11 protein-coding genes are annotated in these 12,391 nt (G+C 66.8%); 1 reads left to right on the top strand and 10 read right to left on the bottom strand.

All coding sequences use genetic code 11. The annotated features are described in order from the left end of the window. Nucleotides 1–28: 28 nt before the first annotated feature. The 10 genes from B9A19_RS15000 to B9A19_RS14955 form a co-directional block, all read right to left on the bottom strand. Complete coding sequence (locus tag B9A19_RS15000; protein WP_084091651.1) at nt 29–487, bottom strand: hypothetical protein; 459 nt, start codon at nt 485–487, stop codon at nt 29–31. A gap of 20 nt (nt 488–507) precedes the next feature. After that, nucleotides 508–1,671 (bottom strand): vWA domain-containing protein, encoded by a 1,164-nt coding sequence (locus tag B9A19_RS14995; protein WP_084091649.1) that lies wholly within the window; start codon nt 1,669–1,671, stop codon nt 508–510. After that, on the bottom strand, nt 1,668–4,013 hold the full coding sequence (locus B9A19_RS14990; protein WP_084091647.1) for a DUF5682 family protein: 2,346 nt from the start codon (nt 4,011–4,013) through the stop codon (nt 1,668–1,670). The genes B9A19_RS14995 and B9A19_RS14990 overlap by 4 nt, the downstream gene beginning before the upstream one ends. Then, nucleotides 4,013–4,738, bottom strand: a complete 726-nt coding sequence (locus B9A19_RS14985; RefSeq protein ID WP_084091645.1) for a DUF4241 domain-containing protein — start codon at nt 4,736–4,738, stop codon at nt 4,013–4,015. Before B9A19_RS14985 ends, B9A19_RS14990 begins: the two co-directional genes overlap by 1 nt. 14 nt (nt 4,739–4,752) lie before the next feature. Continuing rightward, entirely contained in the window at nt 4,753–5,847 is a 1,095-nt protein-coding gene (locus B9A19_RS14980) for an ATP-binding protein (RefSeq protein WP_245804353.1), read from the bottom strand. After that, nucleotides 5,844–7,412 carry a DUF5691 domain-containing protein gene (locus tag B9A19_RS14975; RefSeq protein ID WP_084091641.1) on the bottom strand — a complete coding sequence of 523 codons (1,569 nt, stop codon included), beginning with the start codon at nt 7,410–7,412 and terminating at the stop codon, nt 5,844–5,846. Before B9A19_RS14975 ends, B9A19_RS14980 begins: the two co-directional genes overlap by 4 nt. Then, nucleotides 7,400–8,737, bottom strand: a complete 1,338-nt coding sequence (locus B9A19_RS14970) for an SWIM zinc finger family protein (RefSeq protein ID WP_084091639.1) — start codon at nt 8,735–8,737, stop codon at nt 7,400–7,402. Before B9A19_RS14970 ends, B9A19_RS14975 begins: the two co-directional genes overlap by 13 nt. A 123-nt stretch (nt 8,738–8,860) precedes the next feature. Beyond that, nucleotides 8,861–10,123 (bottom strand): hypothetical protein, encoded by a 1,263-nt coding sequence (locus B9A19_RS14965; protein WP_139798876.1) that lies wholly within the window; start codon nt 10,121–10,123, stop codon nt 8,861–8,863. A 50-nt stretch (nt 10,124–10,173) separates the two neighbouring features. Next, nucleotides 10,174–11,031 carry an ABC transporter ATP-binding protein gene (locus B9A19_RS14960; protein ID WP_084091635.1) on the bottom strand — a complete coding sequence of 286 codons (858 nt, stop codon included), beginning with the start codon at nt 11,029–11,031 and terminating at the stop codon, nt 10,174–10,176. Further along, the gene (locus B9A19_RS14955) at nt 11,028–11,420 is read right to left on the bottom strand and encodes a GntR family transcriptional regulator (RefSeq protein WP_084091633.1); all 393 of its coding nucleotides are present in this window, start codon (nt 11,418–11,420) and stop codon (nt 11,028–11,030) included. Before B9A19_RS14955 ends, B9A19_RS14960 begins: the two co-directional genes overlap by 4 nt. Nucleotides 11,421–11,554: 134 nt before the next feature. Here B9A19_RS14955 and B9A19_RS14950 point away from each other — a divergent pair, with 134 nt between their 5' ends. Beyond that, complete coding sequence (locus B9A19_RS14950; protein ID WP_084091631.1) at nt 11,555–12,151, top strand: hypothetical protein; 597 nt, start codon at nt 11,555–11,557, stop codon at nt 12,149–12,151. The last annotated feature ends 240 nt before the right edge of the window (nt 12,152–12,391 follow it).

Below are 12,391 nucleotides of genomic sequence, written 5' to 3'. Positions count from 1 at the left end.
GGCAAACTCCCGCCGTCAGCCATGTGGGCTACGCATCAATCTCATGCCGCCGTGCATCCACCTCATACGGCGCATCCAGATAGCCGTGCCGCACGATCTGCTGCAGATACAGCGGCAGGAAGGCCGCAATGCCGCCAGCAGCTTCGTACTGCTGCACATGGCGGCATTCGTGCGAGACCAGCCGCGCATCGCGCGCGCCTTGGCACAGATAGATGCCGTAACCCAGGGTCAGCCCCAGCGTATTGGCGCCGAGCAGCTCGGTGGTTTCCACCGCCAGTTGCAGCATGGGGTCGTCCGGCATGGGCACGCGCTCGACCAATGCCAGCCGGATGCGCTCTGGTGCCTGCACGCCCACCCGGCGTGCCAGGTCCAATTCTGCATCGGTCAGCGCGATGCCGCTGGCGAGGATTTCGGCTTCGCGCGCGCTGGCCCAGGCGATGGCTTGGGGCAGCAGCGCGGGCAGGGAGGTGGCGAGGGCTAAGGGCATGCTGGTCTCCTTTGGGGGCCTTACTCCCCCCGCTGCGCCACAAACCCCTGCTTGGCGGCCCACAGTGCTACGTCCTGCTTCTGGATCGCGGTGGCCATCAGGGCGGGGAATTGATCCGGTGTGCAGGCGAAGGTGGGGATGCCCAGCGCGGCAAATTGCGCGGCGTGCTGGTGGTCGTAGCCGGGGGCGCCGTCGTCGGCCAGCGCCAAGAGGCAGATCAGGTTGACCCCAGCAGCCTTCAGCGCGGCGGCGCGTTTGAGCATTTCGCGCGCATTGCCGCCTTCGTACAGGTCGGTGATCAAGACCATGATGGTCTTGTCCGGCCGGTCGATCACCTGCTGGCAGTAGCTCAGCGCGAGGTTGATGTCGGTGCCGCCGCCCAGTTGCACACCGAACAGCAGGTCGACCGGGTCAGCCGTTTCGTCGGTCAGGTCGACCACTTTGTCGTCGAACACCACCATGCGCGTGCGTACCGCGCGCAGCGAGGCCAGCACGGCGGCAAAGATGCCGGCGTACACCAGCGAGGCGGCCATCGAGCCGCTCTGATCCACACACAGCACGATGTCGCGCAGTGCGCTGCGTTTGCGGCCGTGGCCGATCAGCTTTTCGGCCACTACGGTCTGCTTTTCCGGCAGATAGCGGCCGAGGTTGGCCTGGATGGTGCGGTGCCAGTCGATCTCGCTCAGCTTGGGGCGGCGGTTGCGTTCGGCGCGGTTCAGGCTGCCGCTGACGGCCTGGCGCATTGGCTCTTTCAGCTTCTGCTCCAGCTCGGCCACTACCTTGCGCACCACGCGGCGCGCGGTATCCTTGGTCTTGGCCGGCATCATGCGCGACAGCGACATCAGGTTGGCCACCAGATGCACATCCGGCTCGGCCATTTCCAGCAACTCGGGCTCCAGCAGCAGTTGCTGCAGGTTCAGCCGCTCGATGGCGTCCTGCTGCATTACCTGCACCACCGAGGTGGGGAAAAACTCGCGGATGTCGCCCAGCCAGCGTGCCACATGCGGGCTGGATGAACCCAGCCCGCCCTTGCGGTCGCTGTCGTACAGCGCGGCCAGCGAGGCATCGGCGCGCAGCAGCCTGTCACTCAGCGACGTGCCGCAGCTGTCGTCGGCGGCCTCGCCCAGCACCAGCCGCCAGCGCTGCAGGCGGTCGATATCGGTGGAGTCGGGTGTGGTACTCATGCGGTGATCTCGTCAGTTGGCGCGGTGGCCGGGCCCAGCAGCAAGGCCAGTACCGGCAGCACCAGTGCGGCGCGGCTGTCGTCCAGGGTGTCGTCCTGCGCGGCGGCGACCGGCGTGCTGCCCAGCGTGTTGATCTTGTTGCCCATCTGCCGGCGCTCGGCACGGCTGAAGCCGGCAAAGGCGCGGCGCAGCAGCGGCAGCCGTTCCATGAAAACTTCGGTGCCGAGGCCACTCAGCCAGGCGTCGATGATCTGCCACAGCGCATCGTGCTGCAGCAGCAACAGCCCGCTGCCGCGCAGCAGGCCGGTGAGCCAGCCGGTGGCATGCTGCGGCGGCACCGCGCCGGACAGCGCAAGTTGCGCTTGCTGCGCCAGCGCAGCGGCATCGACGCGCTGGCGGTCGAACAACAGGCGCAGCGCACCGCCACGCACCAGCGCGGCAATGCCATCCTGCGTGCTGATGCGCTGCAGGGTGGCAAACCAGTCATCGCGCAGCGCGGGCAGCTCCAGCGTATCCAGCGCCACCTGCACGGTGTCGATGCGCTTGAGCAGCACTTCGGCCGCGGTCTCGTCGATATGGCTGGCCGCGCCACCCAGGCCGACGGTGATGCGCTCGACCAGCGATTCGATGATGGGCTGCACGCTGCCGCTTTGCGTGCCGCGCACATCGCCATAGCGTGCCACGCGCACCAGCGGCGGCAGCGCATCCATCAGGTGGCCGAGGTCGGCGGCGACGGCGGCCTGGTTCTGCACGCAGCCCAGCAGGGTCGTGATGGTTTGCGGTAATTGCGCCAGCACGGCGTCGTCCAGCAGGTCGGTCAGTTCGGGCAGGGCGGCGGCCTGCAGTGCGGCTTCGCGCAGGCGGTTGCCGGCGGCCTCGGCAATGGTGTTGCCGTAGCGGCTGGCCTCGATCAGCTCGACGGCCAGTTCGGGCCGCCACTGCAGCGACCAGCTCTCGCGGAAGGTGCCGGTGCGGTTGTTGTCGCGCTGCAGGGTACCCCAGTCCACCTGCAGCACGCGCAGGCGGTGCAACAGGCGGCTGCGTTCGCGTCCGCCGTCTTCGCGCAGGTCCAGATCGAGCGGCTTGATTTCGGTGGTGGCTTTCATGCGCAGCCGTTTTTGCTGCGCTTCCAGATCGCGCTGCAGCGGCGCGGCCGTGGCGGATGCCGGCACCTTGCCGATCAGGTGGCCTACTTCCAGCTCACGGTGGATCAGTGCCAGCGGCGCGTCGTTGCCGTGGCACAGCACGGCCAGCATGGCATCGCGGTTTTCGGTCAGACCCGGCAGCGGCAGGCCGCGCAGCGCGGCCAGGCTATCGGCCATGCGCACGGTTTCGATCACGCTGGCCGACGAGGCATCCAGACCCTGTTTGCGCATCAGCCGTGCGGCTTCGGTAATCCAGCGCAGGCCGGCGCGATCGGGGCTGTGCCACAGGTGGCGATACCAGCCCGGCGAGGTCACACCCGCGCCATAGCCGCTGGCGTAGGCCAGGCGATCACTGCTCCACGGCACCCAGGTGGCGGCGACTTTGGTTTTGGCCAAGCCCTTGAGCAGCGCCTGGTCGTCCTTGATGGTGGTCGGCTGTTGCAGCGCCGGCACGTGCCAGGCGCCGCACACCACGGCAATGCGCTCGTGACCGGCTTTCTGCGCCTCGCGTATGCACTGGCGCATGTGTGCTTCGCGGCGGGCCTCGCGCTGATCGGGCGGCGGGGCGTGCTCGCGCAGCGCGCTCATGGCTTCGGCAATGGCGGTGAACATCTCGCGTGCATCGCGCCGCTGTTCGATCTCGATTTCCCACCACAGCTCGTTGTCGTCATAGCCGGCCGCGCGCGACAGCTCGCCCACCGGGTCCATGCGCCAATGGGCGAAATCGTCTTCGGTCACATCCAGCGGGGCAGCATCGTCGGCGGCCTCGCTGCCGGTTTCCGGTGCGGATTCAGGGGCGCCTTCCGCTCCGGATTCAGGGGCGCCTTCCGCTCCGGATTCCGGCGTAGCCGCTTCGGCAGCAGCCTCGCGCGCTATCGCATCGGCAAAACCATGCGTCGGCGGCAGGTCCATGAAGCGGATAGGCACTTGCTGCAAGGCCGCGTGCCGGATGGCCTGCCACTCGGGCGAGAATTCGGCAAAGGGGTAAAACACGCCATGGCGCGGTGCATCCAGCGGGTAAACCAGCAGCGCCACCGGCGGCTGCATGGCCGGGTCGGCTGCCATGGCCAGCAGTTCGTCCGCCTCGGGCGGGCCTTCCAGCAGGATGAGGTCGGGCTGCAGCTCGGCCAGCGCCGCCTGCAGCGCTCGTGCGCAGCCGGGGCCATGGTGGCGGATGCCGAAGTAGTGCACCGCCATCAATCCCACTCCGGCAGCAGGTTCACCGGCACCACGGCCAGATCGATGTGCACGCCAGTGAGCTGGCCGTCGGCGGCATAGGTGCCCACCACCGCATACACGCCATCGCCCCAGCCCGAGTGCGCCAGGATCAGGTTTTCGCCATCGCGCGCATCGGGCAGCACGATATTGGCGCTGCCGGCGCGCAGGTGCTCCGGGTCGTCCATCAGCGCAAACCAGCTGTCCTCGTCGCCGTTGTCGAACAAGTGCTCGTACCAGCTGGTGGCGGCCGGGTCGGGCATCAGCCTTGCCACCGCATCGGCATCGACGAAAGCAATGGTGCCGGCATCGACCGGCACGCCGACGAACTCGCCCGGCTCGGTCTCCGGCGCGGTTTCACCCTCGGCCAGCGGGGCGAGGAAGGACCAGCTCACGCTGGCGGCGTTCGACAACTGCAGCGACAGATACGCCTCGCGCTCGTGCGAGCCATCCTGCTCGTCGCTCACGTCGGCCACCGTCACGGTCACCGGGTAGCGGCCGGGTGGCACGGCAATCTGGATATTGTCGTGCCGGTCCAGTGTCACGAACGGGTCGCACGGCACCAGCCGGCCGCTTTGCAGCCACAGCGTGCCGCAATCGACGGTACGCAGCGTATAGCTCACCGGGCCTTCATCGGTCTGCCAGCTGGCGCTGCGGTTGGCCAGCGCCAGCCAGCGGTCGGGGTGGATGGGGTAGCGTTGCGTCATGGGGCGGCTCCGGTTCAGACCACGTCCATGCAGGCGCGGTAGAGGTCTTTCCAGCCATCGCGCTCCTTGGCAACGGTCTTCAGGTATTCCAGCCACACCACCTTGTCCTGCACCGGGTCTTTCACGATGGCGCCGGTGATGCTGGCGGCAATGTCGCCGGCGCGCAGCACGCCGTCGCTGTAATAACCGGCCACGGCCAGGCCGTGGCCGATCACCGAAATGGCCTCGGCGGTCGACAGCGAGCCACTGGGCGACTTGAGCTTGGTCTTGCCGTCCTCGGTCACGCCGTTGCGCAGCTCGCGGAAGATGGCGACCACGCGGCGTACTTCCTCCAGCGCCGGTTTTTCGGCCGGCAAGGCCAGTGCCTGGCCCAGCTCGGCCACGCGGCGGCTGACGATGGCGACTTCTTCATCAAAGCTGTCTGGCGTGGGCAGGATGACGGTATTGAAGCGGCGCATCAGCGCCGACGACATCTCGTTCACGCCCTTGTCGCGGTTGTTGGCGGTGGCAATCACGTTGAAGCCGCGCTGTGCCTGCACCTCGATGCCCAGCTCGGGGATGGGCAGGGTTTTTTCCGACAGCAGGGTGATCAGGGTGTCCTGCACCTCGCTCGGCACGCGGGTCATTTCTTCCAGCCGCGCCAGCTTGCCGTCGCGCATGGCCTTGAGCATGGGGCTGGCCACCAGCGCGTGTTCGGACGGGCCTTCGGCCAGCAGGCGCGCGTAGTTCCAGCCATAGCGCAGTGCCGATTCATCGGTACCGGCCGTGCCCTGGATCAGCAGGGTGGAGTTGCCGCAGATGGCTGCAGACAGATGCTCGGACACCCAGCTCTTGGCCGTGCCCGGCACGCCGTACAGCAGCAGCGCGCGGTCGGTGGCCAGTGTGGCGACGGCGATTTCGATCAAACGGGCGCTGCCGATGTATTTGGCGCTGACCTCGAAGCCGTTGGCCAGCTTGCCACCCAGTAGATAGGTTTTGACCGCCCACGGCGATAGCTGCCAGTTGGGCGGCTTGGGTTTGTCGTCCTGGCGGGCCAGCTCGGCCAGTTCTTCGGCGTATTGGTGTTCGGCATGCTGCCGCAGGACGGCATTCAAGGAAGGTGCGTTCACTGGGCGGTCTCCTGAAGAAGGGTATGTCGGGTGCGGGCCAGCGCCACCAGGCGCTCGGCGCGGCTGCGCAATTGCTGGTATTGCCATTCGGTGTGGCCGGCAAGCTGGCCGATTTCGTTTTCGATCACCTGCACCACTGCCGGGATGTCACCTGCCGCCGCGTGGCGGGCTGCCATGCCCAGCAGTTCCAGCGCGGGCGACAGCCGCTTGGTCGGCAGCTTGAGGAAGTCCAGCCGGCGCAGCGTTTGCAAGAGCAGCGGTGACCATGTGGCCGGCCACGGCGCGGGTCGGCTGCCCAGCAGCCGCTCCAGCGCATCAAGGTTGTCGGCCTGCAGCAGATTGCTGATCAGGCTGCCACGCTGTTCGTCACCCAGCGTTTGCCACAGCGCATCGGCCAGTGCCGGGTCGCGGTAGAGCAGGGCGGGCTGGGCCAGCAGTGCTGCGGCCCAATCGGCCGCGCCAAAGCGCACGGCGGCGCGGGCCACGCCGTCGAGCAGCGCGTCGTCCCATTCCTGTTTTTTCAGCAGCGGCAGCAGCTCGGCAGGCGTCAGCCCGGCCGGGGCGGTCCATGCATCCGGTGGCAGCAGGCCCAGCAGCTGCGCCAGCCACCAGCTGCGCGCGCCGGTGCCGTGCGGCGGCTGGGCAAGGATGCCGTCGCGCTCCCAGTCCTTGGGCAGCTCGTTGGGCGGGTTGATGCTGAGCGCGGGTACGGCCCGTTTGCCGCTCAGCCAGGCGCCGACCTTGGCCACCGTGCCTTGCGGCGCATCGGGCACCTGCCATTGCACGCATGCCGCCACGCGCTCGCGCACGCGGGCCGCCAGCGCGGATGCGGGCAGTTGCGCAAGCAAGCCGGCGGCCTGTTGCCGCACGCCCTGGCTGCGATCACCCAGCAGCTGGTTCAGCAGTGCTTCGTCGTCGCTGCTCAGGCCATCTGCCAGCACTTCGCTCAATGCCTGGCGCTGTTCGGCTTTTTCCTGCGGCAGCGCGGCGGCGAGCCAGTCGCGGGCCAGCGCCGGGTCGCGCTGGCGCTGGGCGGTCAACGCTGTCTTGCGGGCGGCCGGCGTGCCTTCCTGCCACTGCTGTTCCAGCTCGGCGGCATCGGCCGGGGCAGGGGCGGCTTGCAGCACCCATTGCCAGTCGGGGTTCTGTGCAGCCAGCCAGCGGCCACGCTCGCCCAGCAGCGGCAACCACGCGGCGCGCTGGGCCTTGTGGTTGAAGGCCAGTACGGTCAGCAGCGATTCGGGCGGCAGCACATAGCCGCATTCGGCCAGATGCGTGCTGGCCCATGGCTGCAATTCTTCCAGACGGCCGGACAACAGCTCGGCCACAACGGGGCGCAGCGCCGCCGGCAATGGACGGCGGGTTTCGGCCGGCGCGGGGCTGGCAGGCATGACGGTTGCTGCGCGCTGCCCGGCCTGCCGGTACAGCGCATCGGCACCGGCCGCCCACAGCAGGCGTTGTTCACGGCTGCCCTCGGGCAACAGCGCGGTGATGGCGGGCAGGCTGGCGGCATCGACCGGTGCGTTGGCGGTGCCGACCAAGGCCAGGCGGGTCAGTTGTTCCATGTGGCTTGCTCCCCCAGCGGGTAATAGCGGCCATCGGCAAACCAGCCCAGCGGGCGCAGCGTGTGGCCATCCCATTCGACGGCGGTATCGCGCGGCACGCCACCCCCCATGGCCAGCCAGTGCCAGTAATCGCCGGCTGCCAGTGGCAGGGCCTGCCCGTCGGGCTGCACGGCGTACCAGCGTTCGTTTTGATGCACAGGTACCAGGTCGGCCAGCACCAGCGCCACCCGTTCCAGCCACGGCTGGCTGGCCAGCGCCTGCGCGGCGTGCTGCAGCAGGCTGTCGATGCTGTGGCGGTGGGTAAACGCTGTGGGCGCGGCGGCCGGCTCGGCCGTGCCCTTGAGCATGGCGCGTTGCGGCAGGGCGCCGGGCCAGAAGGCCAGTTCGGCGGCAAAGCTGCTGCCGGGCAGCCAGCGTTGCGCAAACGGCTGGGTGCCGACGGCAAACTGCAGCAGCAGCGCGATCTGCCCGCTGTGCCGACCTTGCAGCCAGCTGCGCTGTACGCGCACGCGTTCGTCTTCGTCCAGCGCCTGGCCGATCACCAGCCATTCGTCACGCTGTGGCGTGGCGGCGGCCAGCACGTCTTCTTCCTTGACGGTGAAACCCACGGCGGCGCGCAGGCTGTGCTGCAGCTCGGGCGGCAGGCTGTCGATGCGCTCGAACGCGCGGATGGTCAGCGCCAGCCGGCCCAGCTCGCTCAGCAATTGCTGCGGCCAGTCGGCCGGGCCGCCGGGCAAGTCGGCCAGTGCGCGCACGCGGCCGGCCAGGGTGGCGGCCTGCGCATCGACCAGCCGGGCGGCTTGTTGCTCGAACAGCCCCGGCCCTTCGGCCGGCAGGCGGGCCAGCCCGTTGCGCATCTGGTCTTCCAGCCACAATTGCAGCGCGGCCAGACCATCGCCCACGCGCTCATTGCGCTTGGCGGCACGCTTTTGCTGCGCGGCTTCGTCCACGGGGGCTTCGGCCTTGGCGGCGGCTTTGGCCTCTTTCTTCGCGGCGGTTTCGCCGCGCTTGTCCAGCCAGTCGCCCACCCATTCCGGCTCGCCGTTTTCCTGCACCAGGCCGGGCTGGTTGGCGGTCAGCACCAGCAGGCCGATGGCGTGCTTGCACGGAAACTTGAAGCTGGGGCACGAACATTTGCTGGCGTAGTCCGCCAGATCGACGCGCACCTGATACGGCTTGGAGCCGCTGCCTTGGCACTCGCCCCACAGCGCCCGCGTACTGCGCCCCAGGGTGGGCCAGTTCTTGGCCTGCGCCAGCTTCTTGCCATTGCCGGCCGAGCCACTATCGGGCGCCAGGGCCAGCACTTGCTGTTCGGTCAGTTGCATTGCGTGCTAGAGGCAAAATCGAAGCGCTGACCTTAGCACGCTTTGCCCCGCCATATGAATGCAGGCGCGCGAGATGGTGCAAGAAAGTAACGGCTTTTGCTGACTTTTTATGAAATGTGATCGCTATTGCTGCGGCGTGCGTGCATTCCACAACATGCCATCGCTGCGATAGCCCACCGGGAAGGCCAGCGGGGCTTTTTCCTGCAGATCCAGCCGGCGCAGCATCAGCACCACGCCGGCGACGATGCACAACGCGTTGATTACCCAGAATTCGATCTCGGCGGGTTGCCAATAGAGCACACTGGGTAGCAGGAAAGGCGCAATGCCGAGTGCGACTGCCGGCATCAAGCCCATCTGGCGTAGCTGGCTGAAGTCTGGCACCGCTAGCGGTGCTGCCAGCACGCAGAGCGCCGGCAGGTAATAGGCGCAGTGCTGCCAGATCAGCGGCGGCTGGGGCGTCCAGGTCACGATGAGTGCCAGCGCGCTGGCTGCCGCACTGCAAGCTGCGTACAAGGCGAGTTGGCGCAGGGCCAGGCGGCGATTGAACACGTTGCTATCTGCTGCCTGTGGAGTGAGGCGCAGCAGCGTCTGAGCGGATTTTTGCTGCAGCAAAGTGGCGCGCATGCGCCAGAGCAGGATGGCAGGCAGGATCAGCAACATGGGGAGCGAGCCATATGCACCGCGTGCGCTGGTGCCAGGCAAAGCGACATGAAATCGCTGCGCTGCGCCATTCCAGATCAGATCAATCAATGCCATGAGCAACATGATTGAGGGGCCGGAGGCCGCATTGGCCGCAGAATTGGCCAGATCGACAGGATGGCGCGGTCGGCGCTTTATCCAGTTTGGCCATTGCTCGTTAACCAGCCCGTTGACGACCTTGACCGCTTGTTTCAGCGGCAGCAGGAACAATGGCAAGGTCAGCAGGGTATAGGCCATTGGTAGCCAGAGCAGCCTGCCCGTTTCCGGGCGCGACATCGCCCAAAAACCCGCCCCAAGAGCCAGAAAGCGCAGCCACAAGATAGGGTTGCTGCAGGGCGTGATGGTCAGCGTGAACAACAGGGCCACGAGTGGAATGATCGGCGCCAGTGACGGTTTATCGCTGGCAAAGGGCAAGGCCAGCAGTGAAGAAATCGCCCCCAAAAGCAGCCAGCCCAGCGCCACGCTGTACCTGGCGGTCTGCCTATGCAGTGGCAGCAATGCTGTGATGTTGCTGGCGGTTGCCAGACTGGTCCACAGCGCATACCAGCCCGTCATCAGCAGCACGGCGACCGGTACGAATACACACAACAGGTACATCAGCGCGCCATCGTGCTTGCCAAAGTTCAAGCTCAGCAGCCCGAGCAGGAACAACGGCAGCAACGTCAGCAAGGTCAATGGGCGTCGCATCGTCAGCGCGTTTTTTCGCGCGGCCATGCGCCACGTCAACCACACCAGCTTCATGCCGTCACCTCATCAAACAGGTCTTCCAGGCTGACTGGCGTCAACAAAGCATCCGGCTTGGTTTGCAGCAGCGCCAGCTGTTGCTCGCTCAGGCGGGCGATCACGCTATCGCTGTCCGGCGCGCCGCCGCGCAGCGGGCGTATGCCGAGTTGCTGCAGGGTGGCGGCCGGAGCGTGCACGCGGCGGACTTCTTCCTGCAATTGGTCCAGCGCACCCTGCAGCTGAATGCGGCCCTGGTGCAGAAAGGCCACGTCCATGGCCACCCGCTCCAGATCGGACAGGATGTGGGTGGACAGCACCACGGTGGTTTGTCGGTCGAGCACGTCGCCAATCAGCTCGCGCAGAAAATCACGCCGCGCCAGCGGGTCAAGGCTGCTGACCGGTTCGTCGAGGACGAGTAAATCCGGCTCGTGTGCCAGCGCGCGCACGATGGACAGCCGCTGCCGCGTGCCGACCGAGAGCTTGCTGATGCGTTGCTCGCGGGCTATCTGCCAGCGGTCCAGCAGCGCATTGCAGCGTTCGTGGTTCCAGCGCGGATAGAAGCCGGCGAAGTAGTCCAGCAGCTGTTGCGTGGTCAGCCACTCGAACAGCTCGGTCTGCTGCGGCACGTAGCCGATGCGCGCCAGCGTGCCGGCGCTGAAGGCGGCCGGCGCATCGCCCAGCAGGCGGATATCGCCGAACTCGGGCTGGTGCAAGCCGAGCAGCGTTTCCAGCAAGGTGGATTTGCCGGCGCCATTGCGGCCCAGCAGGCCAACGATGCGGCCCGGCTGCACCTGCCAGTCCAGATTGATCAGCACGCGTTGCGACGCAAAGGATTTATGCAAACCGTTGACCGTGATGGCAGGGCTCGTCATGGGTGTTGCTCCAGCAATTGTGCAAACAGGGTGAGGGCCGCATCGGCCGGCAGGCCCAGCTCGTGCGCCTCGCGTGCTGCGCGTTCCAGCGTGCCGCGCAGCAGCTGCAGGCGCTCGGCCTGCGCCGCCTGGCTGGCCGGGCCGGCTGCCACCGCCATGCCGATGCCGCGCCGCCGCACCAGCACACCTTCCAGTTCCAGCAGGCTGTAGGCCTTGGAAATGGTCATCGGGTTGACCGCCAGCGCCTGCGCCAGCTCGCGCACCGACGGCAGCTCGGTATCCGGCGCCAGCTGGCCGCCGGCCACCAGCCGACGGATCTGCTCCATCAACTGGCGGTAGATGGGCTCACCTGCACCGGGTGAGATGGAAAGGGCGGCCAGCAGCGACATAAGTGTATTTGTGTATTGGTTGACTAATACACTAGGCTGGGCGGTCTGTCTGGTCAAGCGGTAATGCGGCGCATGTTGCGAGCGGTGCACAACAGCGGTAGATTTTTCGCAAGACTGACCGGATGGCGCACCTCATGCCCAAACCTTCGCCGGAACGACTGCAACGCTTGCGCCAGTTGGCAGCGTTGTTGCTGGCGTTGTGCTTTTTCCTGCCGCTCTCGCATTGCTCGGTGAGCAAGAAAGAAAAACCGATCAACGTGAATGCCAGCGCTCCGGCCGTCGCAGCGATGGATGCAAGGGCTGCATCTGCAATGCTTGCCGCGCCGGTATCCGCCATCGCCGATGCGCCCTCGCCATGGCGGCCTGGTGAGTTTGTGACCGGCTTGTTCGAGTCTGACCAGGACGACCTGATCATTGCCAGGGCGGTGAGCGGATCAATGGACGACTGGGTATATGTGCTGTGCTTCGGCGGCCTGGCGGTCTTCGCGCTTTGGCGGCAACCCCGCTCGCGTCGCTGGCAAGTGGTGCGCTTGCTGGTTGAGGGGGCTGCAGGCGCAGGGGCGAGCTATCTGGTCTGGTTCTGGGCCACCTTGGGCATCATGCGCTGGGGTGGCTTGCTGGCGGTGCTGGCATGCACGGGCTATCTGCTGCTGACTGCATGGTTGCTGGTGCTGCTGGGCAGGGCCATGTGGCAAGCGCGCAGAGCAGATCAGCAGGCTTGGAGCGGCTAACAAAACCCTGCTGCCAGTGTTGTGCTCACTTGCCGTACGCCTTGTACTGTCTGCGTTTCGCACGCCTAGTTGTGAAGAGTCAAGACGTTGTTTCCTGCGAGTGGGAGACGGGACGCTGGCGTCTTGCAAGCAATCCCATGATGTTGCCGATGCCAGTTGTAGAAATGCGTCCATACGGGCAGGGCCGCCCGGCGTTGCGTCGAGTTCGAATAGGCACACCCATACGCCCATTCGCGCAGG

The sequence above is a fragment of the Andreprevotia lacus DSM 23236 genome, assembly GCF_900176275.1.
Lineage (GTDB): Bacteria > Pseudomonadota > Gammaproteobacteria > Burkholderiales > Chitinibacteraceae > Andreprevotia > Andreprevotia lacus.
The sequence above is the reverse complement of the archived record's forward strand: the minus strand, read 5'-3'. Positions and strand labels throughout refer to the sequence as shown.

Coding starts and splice junctions, on each gene's coding strand:
- B9A19_RS15000 (WP_084091651.1), bottom strand. CDS start 487: ATGCCCTTAGCCCTCGCCACCTCCCTGCCCGCGCTGCTGCCCCAAGCC.
- B9A19_RS14995 (WP_084091649.1), bottom strand. CDS start 1,671: ATGAGTACCACACCCGACTCCACCGATATCGACCGCCTGCAGCGCTGG.
- B9A19_RS14990 (WP_084091647.1), bottom strand. CDS start 4,013: ATGGCGGTGCACTACTTCGGCATCCGCCACCATGGCCCCGGCTGCGCA.
- B9A19_RS14985 (WP_084091645.1), bottom strand. CDS start 4,738: ATGACGCAACGCTACCCCATCCACCCCGACCGCTGGCTGGCGCTGGCC.
- B9A19_RS14975 (WP_084091641.1), bottom strand. CDS start 7,412: ATGGAACAACTGACCCGCCTGGCCTTGGTCGGCACCGCCAACGCACCG.
- B9A19_RS14970 (WP_084091639.1), bottom strand. CDS start 8,737: ATGCAACTGACCGAACAGCAAGTGCTGGCCCTGGCGCCCGATAGTGGC.
- B9A19_RS14965 (WP_139798876.1), bottom strand. CDS start 10,123: ATGCGACGCCCATTGACCTTGCTGACGTTGCTGCCGTTGTTCCTGCTC.
- B9A19_RS14960 (WP_084091635.1), bottom strand. CDS start 11,031: ATGACGAGCCCTGCCATCACGGTCAACGGTTTGCATAAATCCTTTGCG.
- B9A19_RS14955 (WP_084091633.1), bottom strand. CDS start 11,420: ATGTCGCTGCTGGCCGCCCTTTCCATCTCACCCGGTGCAGGTGAGCCC.
- B9A19_RS14950 (WP_084091631.1), top strand. CDS start 11,555: ATGCCCAAACCTTCGCCGGAACGACTGCAACGCTTGCGCCAGTTGGCA.